We start from the raw sequence: 21476 nt of genomic DNA, 5'->3' as shown, positions 1-21476 counted from the left end.
AATGTTACATATTATCGATTAGGCGCGAATAAAGGACAATGTCTTTTGTTCGATGGTTACAATAGACCAAGGCTTTTAAATGAAATAATGGCTAAGTGAAGATACATCGGGTAATCTTCGCGCTTCGCGCAGCGCAGGTGGAGAAAATAGATGAGCGACGAACTGAAAAATAAAAGCGGCAAGGTCAAAGTGATGTATGTCCGCAGTGATGATGATTCTGACAAACGTACCCATAACCCGCGTACCGGGAAAGGGGGAGGGCGTCCAGGAAAATCACGTGTTGACGGCCGCAGCCGCCCTGCGCGCGATGAACGTAACAGCCGCGGCGACGATCGCAAACGCGACGATCGCAAGCGTAATGATTTTAATCGCGATGATGCGTCCCCGTGGCGCACCGTTTCCCGCGCTCCGGGCGATGAGACGCCGGTAAAAGAAGATCACGGCGGCATTAGCGGTAAGAGCTTTATCGATCCGGAAGTGCTGCGTCGTCAGCGCGCGGAAGAGACCCGCGTCTACGGCGAGAACGCCTGTCAGGCGCTGTTCCAGAGCCGTCCGGAAGCCATCGTACGCGCCTGGTTTATCCAGAGCGTTACCCCGCGCTTTAAAGAGGCGCTGCGCTGGATGGCAGCCAACCGTAAGGCCTACCACGTAGTGGACGAAGCCGAGCTGGCGAAAGCGTCTGGTACCGAACACCACGGCGGCGTCTGCTTCCTGATCAAAAAACGTCATGGTACTTCCGTGGCCCAGTGGGTGGCGAAAGCAGAAGCCGAAGATTGCGTACTGGCGCTGGAAGATGTTGGCAACCCGCACAACCTCGGCGCGATTATGCGTAGCTGCGCGCACTTTGGCGTGAAAGGCGTGGTAGTACAGGATGCCGGCGTGCTGGAGTCTGGCGCGGCGATCCGCACTGCAGAAGGCGGCGCGGAACATGTTGAGCCGATCACCGGCGACAGCTTTATCGATACCCTGACGCAGTTCCGTCAGGCTGGCTACGCCATCGTCTCGACCTCCAGCCATAACGGTACGCCGCTGTTTAAGGCCGAGCTGCCGAAAAAAATGGTGCTGGTATTAGGCCAGGAGCGTGACGGTCTGTCCGATGCGGCGATCTCCAGCTCTGACCTCAACGTCGCCATCGACGGCACCGGCAATGTCGAAAGTCTTAACGTCTCCGTGGCGACCGGCGTGCTGCTGGCGGAATGGTGGCGTCAGAATAAGGCCTGATAACGGTCTCTGAATGCAAAAAGCCAGCTGATGCTGGCTTTTTTATTGTCGTCGCTCACTCGCTTTCAGCGGGCAGCACCGGCATCCAGTCAATGGGCGCCTCGCCGCGTTCTGCCAGCCACTGGTTGGTTTGCACAAAGTGATTGCAGCCGAAGAAACCGCGGTGCGCCGACAGCGGTGACGGGTGCGGCGCCTTCAGGACGCAATGGCGCTGGCGATCGATAATGGCGCCTTTCTTCTGCGCGTGCGCACCCCACAGCAGAAATACCACTCCTTCACAATGCTGGTTAATCAGCGCTATCACTTTATCGGTAAAGGTTTCCCAGCCGAGACTGGCGTGTGAATGCGCCTGACCGGCGCGCACCGTTAACACGGTATTAAGCAGGAGCACGCCCTGGCGCGCCCAGCTTTTCAGATAACCATGCGCCGGGCGCTGAAAGCCGGGGATGGTGCCTTCCAGCTCTTTATACATGTTCAGCAGCGACGGCGGTATCTGTACTCCCGGTAAAACAGAAAAGGCCAGACCGTGCGCCTGTCCCGGGCCGTGATAGGGATCCTGACCTAAGATGACCACTTTGACCTCGCTCAGTTCGGTATAGCGAAAGGCGTTAAAGACATCTTTCTGCGGCGGATAGATAGTCATGCCGGACTGACGCTCTTCGGCGACGGTCTTGAGGGTGTTGAGAAAATAGGGCTGCTGCTTCTCTTCCGCCAGCACGTCGTGCCAGGTTAATGGGGTGGTCATCTCGCTCTCCTGCAAAGTGTCATGCCCATAGCTTAACTGCTTCTTTCTGCATAACAAAATCGCGACGTCATTCCTGACTGGTTGTACATAAAAAAAATTGAAAATTTACAAAATTTTTTATGGCACCTACTGGCGTAACTTGATGTAAAACAATACTATCCTCATATACCCACTTTGAGTGAGTGGTTTTTGTTGATTTAAATCAATGAATGCCGGGTGTGTGGCTGATATATATACACTCATACAACAATGGTTTTACCAATTGGCCGCAAAGAGGCCAAAATCGAATAAACACTGCCTGGGAGGCATCAAATGATTACTGGTATCCAAATTACTAAAGCGGCAAACGACGACCTGCTGAACTCTTTCTGGCTGCTGGATAGCGAAAAAGGCGAAGCGCGCTGCCTGTGCGCCAAAGGTGGTTTTGCGGAAGATGACGTGGTTGCGGTGAGCAAACTGGGTGAAATCGAATACCGTGAAATCCCGGTAGACGTGAAACCGGAAGTCCGTGTGGAAGGCGGTCAGCACCTGAACGTGAACGTGCTGCGTCGCGAAACCCTGCTGGATGCCGTTGAGCACCCGGAAAAATACCCGCAGCTGACCATTCGTGTTTCCGGCTACGCGGTACGTTTTAACTCTCTGACTCCGGAACAGCAGCGCGACGTTATCGCTCGTACCTTTACCGAAAGCCTGTAAGGCTAAAGCCAGATGTGAAAACGCCGGGATATCCCGGCGTTTTTTTTACTCTTCGTTGGACGTTGACGGCGTCCCGGCAGCGCTTGGCTTACGGCGCTTACCGATGTTTTTTGTATCGCGGTGGCGTTTCTTCACCCGCGGCTTCTCTTTTTCTTTCTCTTTTTTCTCGGCGCGTTTCGCCAGCACTTTCTTCGATGGCTTACCGGTTAACTTCTCGCTCGGCGCGCGGGTTTTCGGTCGCAATTCATCAATCACGCGAGCTTTCAGCGGTTCTTCAACGTAGCGGCCGATTTTGCCCAGCAGCAGATGATCGTGCGCTTCAACCAGCGAAATAGCGGTGCCTTTCTTACCAGCACGGCCGGTACGGCCAATACGGTGCAGATAGATATCGGCGGTGCGCGGCATATCGAAGTTAAACACGTGGCTGACATCCGGAATATCAATACCGCGCGCGGCGACGTCGGTGGCAATCAGCACGTTCACGCGACCATCGGTCAGGCGTTTAATCGCTTCGTTACGTTTGATCTGCACCATTTCGCCTTCCAGCCAGCAGGTGGTGATGCCTGCTTCGTGCAGCTTGGCCGCCAGTTCATGAACGCGCTCGCGTTTACGCACGAACACGATAGAGCGGGTTGCTTCCGGCTGCTTCAGCAGATTAACCAGCAGCGCGGTTTTATGCTCGATATCATCGGCGCGATAGTACCACTGGTGGATTTTTTTACGTTCGCGGGTCGACGGATTCGCGGAAACCTCAACCGGCTCTTCCAGCAGGCGTTCGGCAAAGTCTTTAATCGCATCGCCTTCCAGCGTGGCGGAAAACAGCATGGTCTGCTTGCGCCAGCGGGTTTCACCGGCGATGGTTTCGATATCCTGGGCAAAGCCCATGTCCAGCATGCGGTCCGCTTCATCAAGGATCAGCGTTTCTACCGCGCGGCAGTCGAAGTTCTCTTCTTTAATATACTGCAGCAGGCGACCGGTGGTGGCGACCACGATATCCTGGTTTTCGCTGAACACTTCCGCGTGGTTCATGTACGCAACGCCGCCGGTAATGGTGGCAATATCCAGATGGGTATGCTTCGCCAGTTCGCGGGCGTGATCGGCAACCTGCATCGCCAGCTCGCGGGTCGGCGTCAGGATAAGGATCCGCGGCGGCCCCGATTTCTTACGCGGGAAATCAAGCAGATGCTGCAACGCTGGCAGCAAATATGCCGCAGTTTTACCGGTGCCTGTCGGCGCAGAACCGAGAATATCACGGCCATCAAGCGCAGGCGGAATAGCGGCGGCCTGAATGGCTGTCGGGCGTGTGAAACCTTTATCCTGGAGCGCTTCCAGTAGGTTTTCGTCGAGTTCAAGTTCGGAAAAAGTCGTTACAGTCATGTTCTACCTCTGAGTGGGCCGCCGATTATAGACGTTACTGACGTAATGTTCATCTGTTTGTAAGGCTATCTGTTCTCCGGTATTGTGCATAGCCTTAAGCACAGCCGTTTTCGCCAGCAAGGTTTTGAGGATGTCTCAGTCGAAGTTTGCGCTGCCGCGCAATGGTTTTACCTTTAAACAATTTTTCGTCGCCCACGATCGCTGCGCCATGAAAGTCGGTACCGACGGTATTCTGCTGGGCGCCTGGGCGCCGATTGCTCAGGTGAAGCACGTGCTGGATATCGGCGCCGGTAGCGGTTTACTGGCATTAATGTTAGCCCAGCGTACCGCGGAGCCGGTACAACTGGATGCGGTGGAGTTGGATGAAGAGGCCGCGGCGCAGGCGCGGGATAACGTGGCGGCCAGCAGCTGGTCTGGACGTATCGCGGTATTTCAGGCGCCGATTCAGCAGTGGCAGCCGCAGCCGCCGCGGCGCTATGAGCTCATTGTCAGCAATCCGCCGTTTTTTGCCGAAGGCGTCCCTTGCGCGACGTCGCAGCGCGAACAGGCGCGTTACACCACCTCGCTCGATCATACGACGCTGCTCGCCTGCGCTGCGGATCTGATTACCGAGGAGGGCTTTTTCTGCGTAGTGCTGCCGGTGGATATTGGTAATGCGTTTGTCGAACGGGCAAAAGCGATGGGATGGCATTTGCGCTTACGCACCGACGTGGCGGAAACAGAAATGCGTCCGCCGCATCGCGTCCTGCTGGCATTCTCTCCCAGCTCCGGCGAGTGTTTCAGCGATCGGCTGGTGGTTCGTGGGCCAGAGCAGCAGTACTCTGAAGGCTTTACCGCGCTGACCCGCGACTTCTATCTTTTTATGTGAGTGAGCGGCGAGAGGATTGACGGGCCGCTCTCGGCCAGCGTGTCCGGGTAGTCGAGCGTATAGTGCAGGCCGCGGCTCTCTTTACGCTGCATGGCGCAACGCACGATAAGCTCGGCCACCTGCACCAGATTGCGCAGCTCCAGTAAATTATTGGAGACGCGAAAACGCGCGTAATACTCATCCAGCTCCTGCTGCAGCATAGTAATGCGCCGCAGGGCCCTTTCCAGCCGGCGGGTGGTACGCACGATTCCGACATAATCCCACATCAGCAGGCGCAGTTCGTGCCAGTTATGTTGAATCACCACCAGTTCATCCGGGATCTCAACCTGGCTTTCATCCCACGGCGGCAGTTGTTCCGCCGCTTGCGCCAGCGGCAGGCGTTTCGCTATGTCCTCGGCTGCCGACCAGCCGTACACCAGACACTCCAACAATGAGTTCGAGGCCATGCGGTTGGCGCCGTGCAGCCCGGTGTAGCTTACCTCGCCGATGGCGTACAGACCGTCGACGTCGGTACGTCCGTTATCATCCACCATCACGCCGCCGCAGGTGTAGTGGGCGGCGGGGACGATAGGCACCGGCTCTTTGGTTAAATCAATACCAAGGCCGAGTAGCTTTTCATAAATCATCGGGAAATGCTGGCGAATAAACGCTTCGGGCTTATGGCTAATATCCAGATACATGCAGTCGACGCCGAGGCGTTTCATCTCATGGTCGATGGCGCGGGCGACGATATCGCGCGGAGCCAGTTCGCCACGCTCGTCGAAGTCCGGCATAAAGCGGCTACCGTCGGGCCGTTTTAGCAGCGCGCCTTCACCGCGTAGGGCTTCCGTTAAGAGGAAGTTTCGCGCCTGTGGATGAAACAGCGCGGTAGGGTGGAACTGGTTAAATTCGAGATTGGCCACACGGCACCCCGCGCGCCAGGCCATGGCGATGCCGTCGCCGGAGGAGACATCAGGGTTGGTGGTGTATTGATAGACTTTCGCGGCGCCGCCGGTCGCCAGCACCACGGCTTTTGCGCTGCAGGTTTCTACCTTTTCCTTATTACGATTCCAGATCCATGCGCCGACGACCCGCCGGGTACCCGGCAGACCAATCTTATCGGAGATAATCAGGTCAACCGCGTTGCTACGCTCCAGAATGGTGATATTCGGATGCGCCAGCGCTTTGCCGACCAGCGTCGTCTCAACCTCTTTACCGGTGGCATCGGCGGCATGCAGGATCCGCCGATGGCTATGGCCGCCTTCACGCGTCAGATGGTAGCTCTCTTCACCGTTGGCCTGAACCTGGGTATCAAACAGTACCCCTTGATCGATAAGCCACTGTACGCAGGGTTTGGCGTTGCTGGCGACAAAGGAGACGGCATGGCGGTCACAAAGACCGGCCCCGGCGATGAGCGTATCTTCGACGTGGGATTCAATGCTATCGGTTTCATCGAAAACGGCGGCAATCCCACCCTGGGCGTAGAACGTCGAGCCTTCGCTAACCGGCCCTTTGCTTAGTACGGTTACCGCGTGGCGTTCCGCCAGGCGCAGCGCCAGAGACAATCCGGCAGCGCCGCTGCCGATAATCAACACATCACAGGAAAAGTCAGGAGTCGTCTTCATAGCTTCTGTTTAATTTACTAAACACAATGGCGTCACCATAGCACCTGATGGGGCCAAATCGTACAATTATTTTCGTGAATAGTTGTGCGGGCTAAACAAAGCTGGCGGAAAAGAAAATATGTAAACGAAAGAAAATATTTGCGAAGCAGGCCGTTACCTTCAGATTTTATAGTGAAAAATAAGTTGGGTTACGTTACCCTTCAGGCGGGCCTTGCGCTTTTTCTTCATTAGCTTACCTGGCGTTGAACAACGGGACTTATAATGAGAGATAACAATCAGTCCACCGTTGTCAGACAAAAATCAAAAGCGTAACGGAACTTTATTGTGTTCAGACACTCCAAACGACTGCTTGCTCATAATGCAGTGCTTGGGTGGTGTTCTGAATACGCATGGGAATTGGGTTTGGGGAGACATTACCTCGGATGAGCGAGCAGTTAACGGATCAGGTCCTTGTTGAACGGGTCCAGAAAGGAGATCAGAAAGCCTTTAACCTACTGGTAGTACGCTATCAGCACAAGGTGGCAAGCCTGGTCTCCCGCTATGTACCGCCGGGCGATATCGCTGACGTTGTTCAGGAATCGTTCGTGAAGGCGTGGCGTGCGCTGGATTCTTTCCGGGGGGATAGCGCTTTTTATACCTGGTTGTATCGTATCGCCGTAAACACGGCAAAGAATTATCTGGTTGCTCAGGGACGCCGTCCGCCATCAAGCGATGTAGACGCCAACGAGGCGGAAAATTTCGAAAGCGGCGGGGCATTGAAAGAAATTTCGAACCCTGAGAACTTAATGTTGTCAGAAGAGCTGAGACAAATAGTTTTTCGTACCATTGAATCGCTCCCGGAAGATTTACGCATGGCAATTACGTTACGGGAGCTGGATGGCCTGAGCTATGAAGAAATAGCCGCCATCATGGATTGTCCGGTTGGCACGGTACGTTCGCGTATCTTCCGGGCACGTGAAGCTATTGATAATAAAGTTCAACCGCTAATCAGGCGTTGACGATAGCGGAATACTGGAAAAGGGTATCAGGCATGCAGAAAGAAAAACTTTCGGCCTTAATGGATGGTGAAACGCTGGATAACGAGCTGCTCAATGAGCTGAGTCGTTCTTCTGAAATGCAAAAAACCTGGGAGAGCTACCATCTCATCCGCGACACGCTGCGAGGCGATACCGCCGAGATGCTCCAATTCGATATCTCAGCTCGCGTAATGGCCGCCATCGAGAACGAACCTGCTCGTCAGGTTGCGCCGCTTATTCCTGAATCTCAACCCGCTCCACACCAGTGGCGTCAGATGCCTTTCTGGCAGAAAGTGCGCCCGTGGGCCAGCTCGCTTACCCAAATGGGCGTGGCAGCGTGCGTGTCTCTGGCGGTGATCGTCGGTGTTCAACAATACAATGGGCACTCCGATGCTTCCCAGCAGCCGGAAGCGCCAGTCTTCAACACCATGCCGATGATGGGCAAAGCCAGCCCGGTTAGCCTGGGCGTTCCGGCCGATGCCTCCGCCGGTAGCGGTCAGCAGGCGCAGGTTCAGGAGCAACGTCGTCGTATTAATGCTATGCTGCAGGACTATGAATTGCAGCGTCGCCTGCACGCTGAGCAGCTTCAGTTTGGCCAGGCCCAGACTCAGCAAGCCGCTGTTCAGGTGCCGGGTTATCAAACTTTAGGAACGCAATCGCAGTAATGAAGCAACTTTGGTGTGCCATGTCGCTCATGGCAGGCAGCCTGTTCTTCTCCACCAACGCCTCGGCTGATACATCGTCCGGGGCGTTGTTGCAGCAGATGAACCTGGCCAGCCAGTCCCTCAATTACGAGCTGTCTTTTGTCAGTATCAACAAACAGGGCGTTGAGTCGCTGCGCTATCGTCACGTGCGGTTGAACAACCAGCCCCTTGCTCAGTTGCTGCAGCTCGACGGTCCGCGTCGGGAAGTGGTGCTGCGCGGTACTGAAATCAGCTATTTTGAACCCGGTCTCGATCCCTTCACCCTGAACGGCGACTATATCGTCGATTCCTTGCCGTCTCTGGTGTACACCGATTTCAAAAAGCTGGCCTCGTATTATGATTTCATCTCCGTTGGCCGGACGCGTATCGCCGATCGCCTGTGCGATGTAGTGCGCGTGGTGGCCCGCGACGGCACGCGCTACAGCTACATTGCGTGGCTGGATGCCGAGACCAAGCTGCCGCTGCGCGTCGACTTGCTCGACCGTGATGGTGAAACCCTGGAGCAGTTTCGGGTGGTCTCATTCAATATCGGTGATAACGTAAGCTCGAGTATGGAAGCGCTGTCGAAAGCCAGCCTGCCGCCGCAGCTGTCGGTTCCGGAAAGCGGCAATAAAGCCAACTTTAACTGGGCGCCAACCTGGCTGCCGCAGGGCGTGACGGAAGTTTCCAGCAGCCAGCGTCGTTTACCGACCTTCGACGGTCCGGTCGAGTCTCGTCTCTATTCCGACGGTCTGTTTAGCTTCTCCGTTAACGTTAATCGCGCGACGGCTAACAGCAGCGATCAGCTGCTGCGCACCGGTCGCCGTACCGTCAGCACTTCGGTACGCGATAACGCCGAAATCTCGGTGGTTGGCGAATTACCGCCGCAAACGGCAAAACGTATCTCAGACAGCATTAAGTTCAGGGCCGCGCAATGATCAAAGAGTGGGCGACTGTCGTCTCCTGGCACAACGGCGTGGCGCAGGTTCACTGCGATGTTAAAGCCTCTTGCAGCAGCTGCGCCTCGCGCGCTGGCTGCGGTAGCCGGGTGCTCAATAAACTGGGGCCGCAAACCAGCCATACCATAAGCGTTCCCTGCGACCAGCCGCTGACGGCCGGGCAAAAAGTGGAACTGGGCATTGCTGAAAGCAGCCTGCTGGGTTCGGCGCTGCTGGTATACATGGCGCCGCTGTTCGGGCTGTTTGTGATGGCGTCGATTTTCCAGGTGCTGTTTGCCAGCGACATTGCTTCGCTGTGCGGCGCGTTGCTTGGCGGCGTCGGCGGGTTCCTGGTGGCGCGCGGGCTGTCGCCAAAGCTGGCTGCTCGCCAGTCGTGGCAGCCGGTGATTTTAAGCGTCGGTTTACCACCGGATCTGCTGCGCGTTGATACGCCTTCCTCTGAAATGGGGCAGTGATTTCACTGTCCCTCATCTTTATTTACGCTTCCTGATACAACGCCACAATTCTGCCGTTATGCTGGATCTAACAGCATTTCCTGGTTTCGCGGATGTAGTGTAGAATGCGGCGTTTTCGGATTAAAAAACGTCAGGCACAGAACAGCGGCCTCATGAGACTCGTAAGGCATAATTAACTCTAAATATGAAGAATATACGTAACTTTTCGATCATCGCTCACATCGACCACGGTAAGTCGACGCTGTCTGACCGTATCATCCAGATTTGCGGTGGCCTTTCTGATCGCGAAATGGCGGCCCAGGTTCTGGACTCCATGGACCTTGAACGTGAGCGTGGCATTACCATCAAGGCGCAGAGCGTCACCCTGGATTACAAAGCCAGCGATGGCGAAACCTATCAGCTCAACTTTATCGACACCCCGGGCCACGTTGACTTCTCCTATGAAGTATCGCGCTCCCTGGCGGCGTGCGAAGGCGCGCTGCTGGTGGTTGACGCCGGGCAGGGCGTAGAAGCCCAGACTCTGGCGAACTGCTATACCGCGATGGAAATGGACCTCGAAGTCGTCCCGGTTCTTAACAAGATCGACCTGCCTGCCGCCGACCCTGAGCGCGTAGCGGACGAGATTGAAGATATCGTCGGTATCGACGCTCACGACGCGGTTCGCTGCTCGGCGAAAACCGGTGTTGGCGTGCCGGATGTGCTGGAACGTCTGGTACGCGATATTCCGCCGCCGGAAGGCGATCCGGACGCGCCGCTGCAGGCGCTGATTATCGACTCCTGGTTCGATAACTATTTAGGCGTCGTGTCGCTGGTGCGTATTAAAAACGGCACCATGCGCAAAGGCGACAAAATTAAGGTGATGAGCACCGGTCAGGTCTATAACGCCGACCGTCTGGGCATCTTCACCCCGAAACAGGTTGACCGTACCGAACTGAAATGCGGCGAGGTGGGCTGGTTGGTTTGCGCCATTAAAGACATCCTCGGCGCGCCGGTGGGCGATACCCTGACCGCGGCGCGTAATCCAGCGGATAAAGCGCTGCCGGGCTTCAAAAAAGTGAAGCCGCAGGTCTATGCCGGTCTGTTCCCGGTGAGCTCTGATGACTATGAGAACTTCCGCGATGCGCTGGGTAAACTGAGTCTGAACGATGCTTCCTTGTTCTACGAGCCGGAAAGTTCAACGGCACTGGGCTTTGGCTTCCGCTGCGGCTTCCTCGGTCTGCTGCACATGGAAATCATTCAGGAGCGTCTGGAGCGTGAATACGATCTGGATCTGATTACCACCGCGCCGACGGTAGTCTATGAAGTAGAAACCACCTCTAAAGAGGTTATCTACGTCGATAGTCCATCGAAGCTGCCGCCGCTGAATAATATTCAGGAACTGCGTGAGCCGATCGCCGAATGTCACATGCTGCTGCCGCAAGAGTTCCTCGGCAACGTGATTACCTTGTGTATCGAGAAACGCGGCGTGCAAACCAACATGGTTTACCACGGCAAACAGGTTGCGCTGACCTATGAAATCCCGATGGCGGAAGTGGTCCTCGATTTCTTCGACCGTCTGAAGTCCACCTCCCGCGGCTATGCGTCGCTGGATTACAACTTCAAGCGCTTCCAGGCTTCCAACATGGTGCGTGTCGATGTGCTGATCAACGGTGAGCGCGTCGATGCGCTGGCGTTAATTACGCACAACGACAACGCGCCGTATCGTGGCCGCGAGCTGGTCGAGAAGATGAAAGAGCTGATCCCGCGTCAGCAGTTCGATATCGCGATTCAGGCGGCCATCGGTAACCACATCATCGCGCGCTCTACCGTGAAACAGCTGCGTAAAAACGTCCTGGCGAAATGCTACGGCGGCGACGTCAGCCGTAAGAAAAAGCTGCTGCAGAAGCAGAAAGAAGGTAAGAAGCGTATGAAACAGGTTGGTAACGTTGAACTGCCGCAGGAAGCGTTCCTCGCCATTCTGCACGTTGGTAAAGACGGCAAATAATCTAAGGAGTTGGCATGGCGAACATGTTTGCCCTGATTCTGGTCATTGCGACCCTTGTGACAGGGCTGTTGTGGTGTCTGGATAAGTTCATATTCGCACCAAAACGTCGTGAACGTCAGGCCGCTGCTCAGGCAGCGACTGGCGATCAGCTGGACAAGAAAACGCTGAAGAAGGTTGGCCCAAAGCCGGGCTGGCTGGAAACCGGCGCCTCGATCTTCCCGGTGCTGGCGATTGTGCTGATTGTGCGTTCGTTTATCTATGAGCCGTTCCAGATCCCGTCAGGTTCGATGATGCCGACCCTGCTGATTGGCGATTTTATCCTGGTGGAGAAATTCGCCTACGGTATTAAAGATCCGATCTACCAGAAAACGCTGATCGAAACCGGCCATCCGAAGCGTGGCGACATCGTGGTGTTTAAATATCCGGAAGATCCGCGCCTTGACTACATCAAGCGTGCGGTTGGTCTGCCGGGGGATAAAGTCACTTACGATCCGGTGGCTAAACAGGTGACGATTGAGCCTGGCTGCGCGTCGGGCCAGGCATGCGGGAGCGCCTTGCCGATCACCTACTCAAACGTTGAGCCGAGCGATTTCGTTCAGACCTTCTCCCGTCGCAACGGCGGTGAAGCCACCAGCGGTTTCTGGCAGCTGCCGAAAGGCGAAACCAAAGCCGACGGTATTCGTCTGACCGAGCGCAAAGAGACGCTGGGCGAAGTGACCCACCGTATTCTGACGGTACCTATCGCTCAGGATCAGGTGGGGATGTACTATCGTCAGTCCGGTCAGCCGCTGGCGACATGGGTCGTTCCGCCGGGTGAATACTTCATGATGGGCGACAACCGCGACAACAGCGCCGACAGCCGTTACTGGGGCTTCGTGCCGGAAGCGAACCTGGTGGGTAAAGCCACCGCCATCTGGATGAGCTTCGAAAAACAGGAAGGTGAGTGGCCAACCGGCGTACGTTTATCGCGCATCGGCGGCATCCACTAATTCCTCGTCTTAATTCGCGCTGCCGGTGCAATAATGGCAGCGCGAATTATTTAGTATTTAAATCCATCCAAACTAACGACATCCCTTGTCGTTGCGTATAGAATATCCCCCCGAAGTTTTTGGTTGTCTCTCGAAAGAGTGACACTGCACACGAAACCGCGTTGGTTAGTTTCTGCCCTTATATATCAAGGGTATGTATGCTCAGGTCGGTTTCGTGTGCTGCATCTTTGACGCATTCATTTATTGGTAACGCATGAACCCCATCGTAATTAATCGGCTTCAACGAAAGCTGGGCTACACTTTTGTTCATCAGGAGCTGTTGCAACAGGCATTAACTCACCGCAGTGCCAGCAGCAAACACAACGAGCGTCTCGAGTTTTTAGGCGACTCTATTTTAAGTTTCGTGATCGCCAATGCGCTCTATCATCGTTTCCCGCGGGTAGACGAAGGGGATATGAGCCGTATGCGCGCGACGCTGGTGCGAGGCAATACGCTGGCGGAAATCGCCCGCGAATTTGAACTGGGCGAGTGCCTGCGCCTTGGGCCTGGCGAGCTGAAGAGCGGCGGTTTTCGTCGCGAATCGATTCTGGCTGACACCGTAGAAGCCTTAATCGGCGGGGTTTTCCTCGACAGCGATATTCAAAATGTTGAACGCTTAATCCTCTCCTGGTACCAGACTCGTCTGGATGAAATCAGCCCGGGCGATAAGCAAAAGGATCCGAAGACTCGTCTGCAGGAGTATCTGCAGGGGCGTCATCTGCCGCTGCCGTCCTACCTGGTCGTCCAGGTTCGCGGCGAAGCGCACGATCAGGAATTTACTATCCACTGCCAGGTCAGTGGCCTGAGTGAACCGGTGGTTGGCACAGGTTCCAGCCGTCGCAAGGCGGAGCAGGCTGCCGCCGAACAGGCGCTGAAAAAACTGGAGCTGGAATGAGCGAAGAAAAAAGTTATTGCGGATTTGTCGCCATCGTTGGTCGTCCAAACGTTGGCAAATCCACGCTGTTGAACAAGCTGCTTGGGCAGAAGATTTCGATCACTTCCCGTAAAGCGCAGACTACCCGTCACCGCATCGTCGGTATCCATACCGAAGGGCCGTATCAGGCGATTTATGTTGATACCCCGGGCCTGCATATGGAAGAGAAGCGCGCGATTAACCGCTTAATGAACAAAGCGGCCAGCAGCTCGATTGGCGACGTGGAACTGGTTATCTTTGTCGTTGAAGGTACCCGCTGGACGCAAGATGACGAGATGGTGCTGAACAAGCTGCGCGATGCGCGCGCGCCGGTGATTCTGGCCGTCAACAAAGTTGATAACGTGCAGGAAAAAGCGGATCTGCTGCCGCATTTGCAGTTCCTTGCCAGCCAGATGAACTTCCTCGACATCGTGCCGATTTCTGCGGAAACCGGCACCAACGTTGATACTATCGCGTCGATCGTACGTAAACATCTGCCGGAAGCGATTCATCACTTCCCGGAAGATTACATTACCGACCGTTCCCAGCGTTTCATGGCTTCCGAGATCATCCGCGAAAAGCTGATGCGTTTCCTGGGCGCTGAACTGCCGTACTCCGTGACCGTCGAAATTGAACGTTTCGTGAGCAACGAACGCGGCGGCTACGACATCAACGGCCTGATCCTCGTCGAGCGTGAAGGGCAGAAGAAGATGGTAATTGGCAACAAAGGCGCCAAAATCAAAACCATCGGCATCGAAGCGCGTAAAGACATGCAAGAGATGTTTGAAGCGCCGGTGCACCTCGAACTGTGGGTCAAAGTGAAATCCGGCTGGGCCGATGACGAGCGCGCGCTGCGCAGTCTCGGTTACGTTGACGACCTCTGAGTTAACGCAACGTGGATGGATGGCAGCGCGCCTTTGTCCTGCATAGCCGACCGTGGAGCGAAACCAGTCTGATGCTGGACGTCTTCACGGAAGAGTCCGGTCGCGTGCGCCTGGTTGCCAAAGGCGCACGCTCCAAACGTTCTAATCTCAAGGGCGCTTTACAGCCCTTCACCCCCTTACTGGTTCGCTTCGGCGGCCGCGGCGAAGTCAAAACCCTTCGCAGTGCGGAAGCCGTCTCGCTGGCGCTGCCGCTTAGCGGCATCACGCTCTACAGCGGTCTTTACGTAAACGAGCTCATCTCCCGCGTGCTTGAGCACGAAACGCGCTTCTCCGAACTCTTTTTCGACTACCTGCACTGCATCCAGGCGCTTGCCGGGGCCAGCGGTTCGCCGGAGCCCGCGCTGCGGCGCTTTGAGCTGGCGCTGCTCGGGCACCTGGGCTATGGCGTGGATTTCCTCCACTGTGCCGGCAGCGGCGACCCGGTGGATGACACCATGACCTACCGCTATCGCGAAGAAAAAGGCTTTATCGCCAGCCTGGTGATTGATAACAGCACGTTTACCGGGCACCATTTGAAAGCGTTGGCTAGCCGCGAGTTTCCGGATGTAGATACGCTGCGCGCCGCGAAGCGCTTTACCCGCATCGCCCTGAAGCCGTATCTTGGAGGGAAACCGCTCAAGAGCCGGGAATTGTTTCGCCAGTTTATGCCCGCGCGAAAGGCGCGAGCCGATAATACGAATAATGATTAACGAGGATTGTCATGGCTGAATTACTGTTAGGGGTCAATATTGACCACATTGCGACATTGCGTAACGCGCGCGGTACCGCTTATCCGGATCCGGTGCAGGCGGCTTTTATTGCAGAACAGGCCGGCGCCGATGGTATTACCGTGCACCTGCGCGAAGACCGCCGCCATATCACCGATCGTGACGTGCGCATTCTGCGCCAGACGTTGCACACCCGAATGAATCTCGAAATGGCGGTCACCGAAGAGATGCTGGCGATTGCCTGCGAGACAAAACCGCACTTTTGCTGTCTGGTGCCGGAGAAGCGTCAGGAAGTGACCACCGAGGGTGGACTGGATGTTGCCGGGCAGCGCGATAAGATGCGCGATGCCTGTAAGCGCCTGGCGGATGCCGGTATTCTGGTCTCCCTGTTTATTGACGCCGATGATGAGCAGATCAAAGCGGCTGCCGACGTGGGCGCGCCGTATATTGAAATCCATACCGGCTGCTATGCCGATGCCAAAACCGATGCCGAACAGGCTAAAGAGCTTGAGCGTATCGCCAAAGCGGCGACCTATGCCGCCACCCTTGGACTGAAGGTGAACGCCGGTCACGGTCTGACCTATCACAACGTGAAAGCCATTGCCGCCTTGCCGGAAATGCACGAACTGAATATCGGCCATGCCATTATTGGTCGCGCAGTGATGAGCGGTCTGAAAGAGGCTGTCGCGGAAATGAAACGCCTGATGCTGGAAGCGCGCGGCTAATGGCGATTCTCGGGCTGGGTACCGACATCGTCGAAATCGCCCGCATCGAAGCGGTGATCGCCCGTAGCGGCGATCGCCTGGCGCGCCGGGTGCTGAGCGATCACGAATGGAGCATTTGGGAGCAGCATCAGCAGCCGGTGCGTTTTCTGGCAAAACGCTTTGCGGTCAAAGAAGCGGCGGCGAAAGCGCTCGGAACCGGTATTCGCAACGGCCTGGCGTTTAATCAGTTCGAAGTTTTCAACGATGAATTAGGCAAGCCGAAACTGCGGCTATGGGGCGAAGCAAAGCTATTGGCTGAACGGATGGGGGTAAGCGTTATTCACGTCACTCTCGCCGATGAACGCCACTATGCCTGCGCCACGGTGATCGTCGAAAGCTAAACCCGCGGTTAAAGCTTATCCGCGTGATGCATGAGCACGAATTTATCCCACAACTGTTCTTCATTCTCGACGTGCGCCGGATCTTTGAGAATAGTATTCGGGATCGGGCACACTTTCTGGCAGGTTGGCGTGTCGTAGTGACCCACGCACTCGGTGCAGCGGTCGCTGTTAATCTCATAAATGCTCTCGCCCATCGAAATGGCCTCATTCGGGCACTCCGGCTCGCACATATCGCAATTGATGCATTTTTTGGTGATTAACAGCGCCATCAGGAAAATCTCAGAAACAACACAAACAGGGCGGGCATTATACGCCCATTTTCTACTCAGACCAGCTTTTTCACCAGCGCTTCGCTAGCGTCTATATTTATAACCACGTTGAGCCTGAATATGTACCTGGTACATTTATTAACTTGCTTGTTGTACCCCGTACACTTATGATGATTTTATAATCATGATACGCAGGATGCGGTATGTACACTTTTATTGAGCTGCAGGGTTTCAGTAAACGGCGTCAGGCGCTTCTACCGGATGACGAGTTTCGCGTTTTTCAGGAGGTGTTGATTGAGGATCCTGAGGCTGGCGATACCATCGCAGGGACAGGGGGATTTCGAAAAATTCGCTGGAGCCGACCGGGGATGGGCAAGCGTGGCGGGGTGAGAATTATTTATTACAATGTGACGCGTAAAGGGCGAATTTACCTGGCATTGGTCTATCCCAAAAATGAGCTGGATGATTTAACGGAAGAACAAAAGAAGATGCTGAAACAGTTATCCGCTATGCTGGAATAACGCTGAGTTTCTATCACTCCACGGGACCACGTTGTCAGTGGTGCCCACGAGGGCGATGAGGTACAGATGAAAGACGAATTATTTGCCGATCTGCTGGCCAGTGCAGAAGAAATGGTGAGAATTGAAAAAGGTGAGCAAACCCCTGAGCCGCAGCATGTTCACACTTTTAGCCCGATCGATGTGAAAGCGATTCGCGAAGCGACGGGGTTAAAACAGCAGGATTTTGCTCTCGCCGTAGGCGTTAGCTATGACTTAGTTAAAAGCTGGGAAACTAAACGGCGTCAGCCAACCGGGGCGCCGCGAAAATTGCTGCTTTTATTACAGCTCAATCCTTTTATTATCAATCAGCTCAAAACAATCTAATGTTTGTGGGCATCGCCAGATGCCCATTTTCTACTCAGACCAGCTTTTTCACCAGCGCTTCGCTATGTCGTATCCGTTCCGGCGCGTGTTCGAGATCTTGCTGCACCAGCGCCATAAAGAGGAGATCGGTGAGCATCATTTGCGCGCTGGTGGAGGAGATCGCCGCGCTGCGCGTCGCCTGCTCTTCAGCAATAGTGTAGAGACACTGCGAGGCCTGCTGCTGTAAGGCATTGGGAGTAAACCCGGTGATCGCGAGGATCTTGCTGCCGACGCGTAGCGCTTCAGCGGTCGCCATATTGATCTCGCGGCGTTCGCCGGAGTAGGAGATAGCCAGCAGCAGATCGTCCGCCGACATCGCTTGCACCGTTGCCAGCAGCGCATGCATATCTTGCTCGGCGACGGCGTTGATGCCAATTTTCATCAACTTCCAGCTAAAATTGCGCGCCACCAGTCCGGAGGCGCCGATACCGGTAATGATTATCCGGCGAGCATCGCGCAGCAGAGTCACCGCCTCCAGGAGTTTCTCTTCGCTGTTGACGTCCAGCGAGGCGTGCATCGCCGCGATGTTATCTTTGATCAACTTTTCGCCCACCAGACGCAGCGGATCGTCGCCGCGAATTTGGTTATGTACCGGTACAGAGTGCGGATCCGGGCTGCTAGCCAGCGCTTCGCTGAGCGCCAGTTTTAATGCCGGAAAGCCTTTGAACCCCATTTTTTGCGCGAACTTCACCACGCTGGACTGGCTTACACCCGCTTCGCCCGCCAGCTGCTGCGAGCTGAGATGGCGGGTTTGGTCCGGCTGAGCCAGAATAAAGTCGGCAAGTTTTTTGTCGCTCGCCGCCAGCGACGGGTAACGTTGGCGGATGCGGATTAAACAGTTCATGGCTTCTCCGAAGGAGGGCGTTAGCGGCTGAAAGAATTTTGTATTCGATTATAAGTGGAATAATACGAATTAAAAATTCTGCTGTGAAGAATTATGCGAACGGGTCAGATTCTGAATCTTACCTCAACCACGGCAGACAATTTCGCGCTCGTCGCGGCAAGCCTGTTAAGCTATCGACATCGCCAGGAAAATCCGTACCAGAAAGGAGTTCGGTTTGAACAGTAACGCGCGACGAGTCGTGTTTTTCGATCTTGATGGCACCTTGCACCAGCAGGATATGTTTGGCAGCTTTATTCGTTATCTTTTACGTCGTCAGCCGCTCAACGTGCTGGCAGTGGCGGCCTTGTCGCCAGTAGTACTGCTGGGGCTGTTGGTTAACGGTCGCGCGGCGCGCTGGCCGATGAGCCTGCTGCTGTGGGCTGCTACCTGCGGGCGGCGTGAAAGCCATCTTAAGCGTCTGGAGGCGGCGTTCGTTAGCTGGTTTCGCCAGCACGTGACCGCCTTTCCGGTGGTGCAGGGCCGGCTAAACGACTATTTAACCAGTACTGATGCCGACGTCTGGCTGATTACCGGCTCACCGCAGTCGCTGGTGGAACAGGTCTATGCCGATACGCTTTGGCTGCCGCGCGTAAAACTTATCGCCAGCCGTATGAGCCGCCGTCGCGGCGGCTGGGTGCTGACGCTGCGTTGCCTGGGCCATGAGAAAGTAGCGCAGCTGGAACAGCGGATCGGCGCGCCGCTACGTTTATACAGCGGCTATAGCGATAGCGAGCAGGATAACCCGCTACTCTGTTTTTGCCAGCACCGCTGGCGGGTGACGCCGCAGGGCGATCTCCAGCAGCTCGAATAATTCTGCTGCAGGCGAATTATTTGGGCGATATATAGCGCCCATGTATAATGCGCCCCGCTTTTTCTGCAGGAGTGCCGCTGTGTCTGACCACGAATTTAACGATGAATACTGGATGCGCCATGCGCTGACGCTGGCGAAACGCGCCTGGGAAGAGGGCGAGGTGCCGGTGGGCGCCGTGCTGGTACATAACAATCAGGTCATCGGCGAGGGATGGAACCGGCCGATTGGCCGTCACGACCCCACAGCCCATGCCGAAATAATGGCGCTGCGTCAGGGTGGACTGGTTCTGCAGAACTATCGTTTAATTGATGCCACGCTGTACGTCACGCTGGAGCCCTGTGTGATGTGCGCCGGGGCGATGGTGCATAGCCGCATCTCGCGGCTGGTGTTCGGCGCCCGCGATGCTAAAACCGGCGCGGCCGGGTCGTTAATCGATGTGCTGCATCATCCGGGGATGAACCACCGGGTTGAAATTACCGAGGGAATTCTGGCTGAATCTTGCTCTACGATGCTGAGCGATTTCTTCCGCTGGCGGCGGGAAGAGAAAAAAGCGTTGAAAAGAGCGCGGCAGGACGAGGGCTAACGTCCTGCTGTCGGCAACTTTAGTTTAACGTTGTCGACAAGCTTTTCGCCGCGGAATCTAAAGAAGGGCATCGCATACTCTTTATGCTCGCCATCGAGTTCTTCCGGCGTGACGGCTGGATAATCTTCAGCAATCGCCATCTCCTGCGCCGCTTTCCTTTCCTGTTCAGACAAATATCCAACCAGGCTGATATGGTACTTACGAATATTTTCCACGTAGGCGTAAGCCTCATGGCCGCGGGCGTAGCCATATTTTAAGCGGCTGTAGTAGGGCTTCTGGCTCAGCAATGGCAGACGCTGCTTAACATCGGACCAGCTGTTCGGGTTGCCTTTTTGTTTTTTAGTCAGCGCCATTGCGTCAAGCATATGCGCGTAGCCCATATTATAGGCCGCCAGCGCAAACCAGATCCGCTCGTCTTTCGGGATCGCCTCCGGCACTTTGGCCATCATATCCTGCAGATAGCGCATACCGCCGTCTAGGCTCTGTTCGGCATCGGTACGGTCGGTCAGACCTAAACTCTGGGCGGTATTGCGGGTTAGCATCATCATGCCGCGCACCCCGGTCGGCGAGGTGGCCTGCGGGTCCCAGTGCGACTCCTGCCAGGCAATCGCCGCCAGCAGTCGCCAGTCGATCTGCCGGGCGTATTTCTCAAACAGCGGCTTCAGATCCGGCAGCGTATTTTGCACCGCGCGCAGGAAGGTGCGGGTATCAACATAGTCGAAGTCGTTGCCGTGGCCGAGATACTTCTCTTCCAGGCGGGCGAGAGTGCCGTCTTCGTTCATACTATTAAAGAAATCGAGCATGGCTGCCGATAGTGAATTGTCTTCGCTTTTTTCGCTAAACCAGGTGACCGGCTGTTCATCGCTGATATCGAGCGCCACAGCCAGCTCCGGATGCACGCGCTGGAACAGGCTGACGGCGACGGAATCGGCGACGGTATATTCCAGCGTACCGTCGATGACCGCCTGCATCAGGGCGGTGGTGCCGCGTTTTTCATCGACGCGCCAGTTGAGGTCCGGGTATTTGCTCTCCTTCAGCGCCTGCAGGTCGTTGAGGGCGACGTGGCCTGGGGCGATGGCGAGCTGTTCGGCGTTAATCCCGGCCAGCGTGCGCGGGCGATTACCGCCAACGCGATAGACCAGCTGCTGCGAAACGGAATAATAGGTAGGGCCTGCCTGATAGTTCTTCACCCGCTCGGTGTTATAGACCAGCCCGGCGGCCAGCATATCGGTTTTACCGGCATCGAGATCGTCGAACAGCTGGCTGATATTCTGCCGCACGGTGACTTTCAGCTTCACCCCAAGGTAATCGGCGAAGCGTTTCGCCAGCTCGTAATCGAGACCGTAGTCTTTGTTGTTGATGGCGGCATAGGTCAGCGGCGAGTTAATGGTACTCACGCGCAGTTCGCCGCGGGCAATGATCCCGGCCACGCGGTTCTCCGGTTTTCCCATCCACGGCAAAGACGGCCACAGCGCCGCCGCCAACAAAAGGGTGACGACGCCGATCAGCAGATAATTAATCTTTAATTTTTTCAAATAGTTAATTTTCTGCAGCGTGGAGTTCCTCAGCTGGGTATATCCGGAAAAAGTAAAAGGTTGCCGTAAGTTGAGCGGCATTTTGCTTAAGAATGCGCCAGTTGGCAACTTATTCGCGATTCATGTCACATTTATTGATAAAACTGATGAATCATTTTATTTCTACG

Annotated in this window: 25 protein-coding genes; 19 read left to right on the top strand and 6 right to left on the bottom strand. The window is 55.5% G+C overall.

Annotated features, from left to right (window positions below):
- The first annotated feature begins 150 nt into the window (after nucleotides 1-150).
- Nucleotides 151-1221 (top strand): tRNA/rRNA methyltransferase, encoded by a 1071-nt coding sequence (locus AC22LX_RS09515; protein WP_015703188.1) that lies wholly within the window; start codon nucleotides 151-153, stop codon nucleotides 1219-1221.
- A 55-nt stretch (nucleotides 1222-1276) separates the two neighbouring features.
- Here the strand turns inward: AC22LX_RS09515 and ung are convergent, their stop codons facing one another.
- Nucleotides 1277-1966: a uracil-DNA glycosylase gene (gene ung, locus AC22LX_RS09510; RefSeq protein ID WP_045392791.1), complete on the bottom strand. Its 690-nt coding sequence runs from the start codon at nucleotides 1964-1966 to the stop codon at nucleotides 1277-1279.
- Nucleotides 1967-2278: 312 nt separating this feature from the next.
- On the opposite strand from ung, the gene grcA reads away from it, so the two are divergent.
- Nucleotides 2279-2662 carry an autonomous glycyl radical cofactor GrcA gene (gene grcA / locus AC22LX_RS09505; protein WP_002914084.1) on the top strand — a complete coding sequence of 128 codons (384 nt, stop codon included), beginning with the start codon at nucleotides 2279-2281 and terminating at the stop codon, nucleotides 2660-2662.
- A gap of 45 nt (nucleotides 2663-2707) precedes the next feature.
- Here grcA and srmB read toward each other — a convergent pair whose 3' ends face one another.
- Entirely contained in the window at nucleotides 2708-4039 is a 1332-nt protein-coding gene (gene srmB, locus AC22LX_RS09500) for an ATP-dependent RNA helicase SrmB (protein ID WP_045392789.1), read from the bottom strand.
- Nucleotides 4040-4169: 130 nt separating this feature from the next.
- Between srmB and trmN the strand changes: the two genes are divergently transcribed.
- Nucleotides 4170-4907 carry a tRNA(1)(Val) (adenine(37)-N(6))-methyltransferase TrmN gene (gene trmN, locus AC22LX_RS09495; RefSeq protein WP_045392787.1) on the top strand — a complete coding sequence of 246 codons (738 nt, stop codon included), beginning with the start codon at nucleotides 4170-4172 and terminating at the stop codon, nucleotides 4905-4907.
- Here the strand turns inward: trmN and nadB are convergent.
- Complete coding sequence (nadB, locus tag AC22LX_RS09490) at nucleotides 4892-6511, bottom strand: L-aspartate oxidase (protein WP_047078048.1); 1620 nt, start codon at nucleotides 6509-6511, stop codon at nucleotides 4892-4894. The two genes, trmN and nadB, sit on opposite strands and share 16 nt — an antisense overlap.
- 324 nt (nucleotides 6512-6835) lie before the next feature.
- On the opposite strand from nadB, the gene rseD reads away from it, so the two are divergent.
- The 12 genes from rseD (at nucleotide 6836) to acpS (ending at nucleotide 16305) form a co-directional block, all read left to right on the top strand.
- A complete protein-coding gene (gene rseD / locus AC22LX_RS09485; RefSeq protein WP_157195214.1) occupies nucleotides 6836-6937 on the top strand; it encodes a rpoE leader peptide RseD in 102 nt (33 codons plus the stop codon).
- Nucleotides 6934-7509, top strand: coding sequence for an RNA polymerase sigma factor RpoE (gene rpoE / locus AC22LX_RS09480; RefSeq protein WP_002914074.1), 576 nt, complete (start codon nucleotides 6934-6936; stop codon nucleotides 7507-7509). The genes rseD and rpoE overlap by 4 nt, the downstream gene beginning before the upstream one ends.
- 32 nt (nucleotides 7510-7541) lie before the next feature.
- Entirely contained in the window at nucleotides 7542-8192 is a 651-nt protein-coding gene (gene rseA, locus AC22LX_RS09475; protein WP_015370285.1) for an anti-sigma-E factor RseA, read from the top strand.
- A complete protein-coding gene (gene rseB, locus AC22LX_RS09470) occupies nucleotides 8192-9148 on the top strand; it encodes a sigma-E factor regulatory protein RseB (RefSeq protein ID WP_045392783.1) in 957 nt (318 codons plus the stop codon). The genes rseA and rseB overlap by 1 nt, the downstream gene beginning before the upstream one ends.
- Nucleotides 9145-9624 (top strand): SoxR-reducing system protein RseC, encoded by a 480-nt coding sequence (gene rseC / locus AC22LX_RS09465; RefSeq protein ID WP_045392781.1) that lies wholly within the window; start codon nucleotides 9145-9147, stop codon nucleotides 9622-9624. The genes rseB and rseC overlap by 4 nt, the downstream gene beginning before the upstream one ends.
- 184 nt (nucleotides 9625-9808) lie before the next feature.
- Nucleotides 9809-11608, top strand: coding sequence for a translation elongation factor 4 (gene lepA / locus AC22LX_RS09460; protein ID WP_008803765.1), 1800 nt, complete (start codon nucleotides 9809-9811; stop codon nucleotides 11606-11608).
- A gap of 14 nt (nucleotides 11609-11622) precedes the next feature.
- On the top strand, nucleotides 11623-12597 hold the full coding sequence (lepB, locus tag AC22LX_RS09455) for a signal peptidase I (protein WP_045392778.1): 975 nt from the start codon (nucleotides 11623-11625) through the stop codon (nucleotides 12595-12597).
- A gap of 253 nt (nucleotides 12598-12850) precedes the next feature.
- Nucleotides 12851-13531 (top strand): ribonuclease III, encoded by a 681-nt coding sequence (gene rnc, locus AC22LX_RS09450; RefSeq protein WP_020078171.1) that lies wholly within the window; start codon nucleotides 12851-12853, stop codon nucleotides 13529-13531.
- Nucleotides 13528-14433 (top strand): GTPase Era, encoded by a 906-nt coding sequence (era, locus tag AC22LX_RS09445; protein WP_015370290.1) that lies wholly within the window; start codon nucleotides 13528-13530, stop codon nucleotides 14431-14433. The genes rnc and era overlap by 4 nt, the downstream gene beginning before the upstream one ends.
- Nucleotides 14434-14444: 11 nt before the next feature.
- Entirely contained in the window at nucleotides 14445-15182 is a 738-nt protein-coding gene (gene recO, locus AC22LX_RS09440) for a DNA repair protein RecO (protein ID WP_015370291.1), read from the top strand.
- 11 nt (nucleotides 15183-15193) lie between these two features.
- Nucleotides 15194-15925: a pyridoxine 5'-phosphate synthase gene (gene pdxJ, locus AC22LX_RS09435; RefSeq protein WP_045392776.1), complete on the top strand. Its 732-nt coding sequence runs from the start codon at nucleotides 15194-15196 to the stop codon at nucleotides 15923-15925.
- Complete coding sequence (gene acpS / locus AC22LX_RS09430; RefSeq protein ID WP_045392774.1) at nucleotides 15925-16305, top strand: holo-ACP synthase; 381 nt, start codon at nucleotides 15925-15927, stop codon at nucleotides 16303-16305. Before pdxJ ends, acpS begins: the two co-directional genes overlap by 1 nt.
- Before the next feature lie 8 nt (nucleotides 16306-16313).
- Here the strand turns inward: acpS and AC22LX_RS09425 are convergent, their stop codons facing one another.
- Complete coding sequence (locus AC22LX_RS09425; RefSeq protein ID WP_015370294.1) at nucleotides 16314-16574, bottom strand: YfhL family 4Fe-4S dicluster ferredoxin; 261 nt, start codon at nucleotides 16572-16574, stop codon at nucleotides 16314-16316.
- Nucleotides 16575-16777: 203 nt separating this feature from the next.
- Between AC22LX_RS09425 and AC22LX_RS09420 the strand changes: the two genes are divergently transcribed.
- Together AC22LX_RS09420 and nadS are read left to right on the top strand one after the other, a co-directional pair.
- Nucleotides 16778-17095 carry a type II toxin-antitoxin system RelE/ParE family toxin gene (locus AC22LX_RS09420; RefSeq protein ID WP_045392772.1) on the top strand — a complete coding sequence of 106 codons (318 nt, stop codon included), beginning with the start codon at nucleotides 16778-16780 and terminating at the stop codon, nucleotides 17093-17095.
- A gap of 66 nt (nucleotides 17096-17161) precedes the next feature.
- A complete protein-coding gene (gene nadS, locus AC22LX_RS09415) occupies nucleotides 17162-17458 on the top strand; it encodes a NadS family protein (protein WP_045392770.1) in 297 nt (98 codons plus the stop codon).
- Between the two features lie 34 nt (nucleotides 17459-17492).
- Here the strand turns inward: nadS and AC22LX_RS09410 are convergent, their stop codons facing one another.
- Complete coding sequence (locus AC22LX_RS09410; RefSeq protein ID WP_487333956.1) at nucleotides 17493-18341, bottom strand: MurR/RpiR family transcriptional regulator; 849 nt, start codon at nucleotides 18339-18341, stop codon at nucleotides 17493-17495.
- Between the two features lie 214 nt (nucleotides 18342-18555).
- Here AC22LX_RS09410 and yfhb point away from each other — a divergent pair, with 214 nt between their 5' ends.
- Nucleotides 18556-19191: a phosphatidylglycerophosphatase C gene (gene yfhb / locus AC22LX_RS09405; RefSeq protein WP_045392766.1), complete on the top strand. Its 636-nt coding sequence runs from the start codon at nucleotides 18556-18558 to the stop codon at nucleotides 19189-19191.
- A gap of 79 nt (nucleotides 19192-19270) precedes the next feature.
- Complete coding sequence (gene tadA, locus AC22LX_RS09400; RefSeq protein WP_045392764.1) at nucleotides 19271-19774, top strand: tRNA adenosine(34) deaminase TadA; 504 nt, start codon at nucleotides 19271-19273, stop codon at nucleotides 19772-19774.
- On the opposite strand, the gene mltF is transcribed toward tadA, so the two are convergent.
- Entirely contained in the window at nucleotides 19771-21390 is a 1620-nt protein-coding gene (gene mltF, locus AC22LX_RS09395; protein WP_063447724.1) for a membrane-bound lytic murein transglycosylase MltF, read from the bottom strand. The two genes, tadA and mltF, sit on opposite strands and share 4 nt — an antisense overlap.
- Nucleotides 21391-21476 lie beyond the last annotated feature (86 nt).

The organism is Klebsiella sp. PK01 (assembly GCF_057624675.1).
Note: the sequence above shows the minus strand (reverse complement) of the source record. Positions and strands in the feature narration are given on the sequence as shown.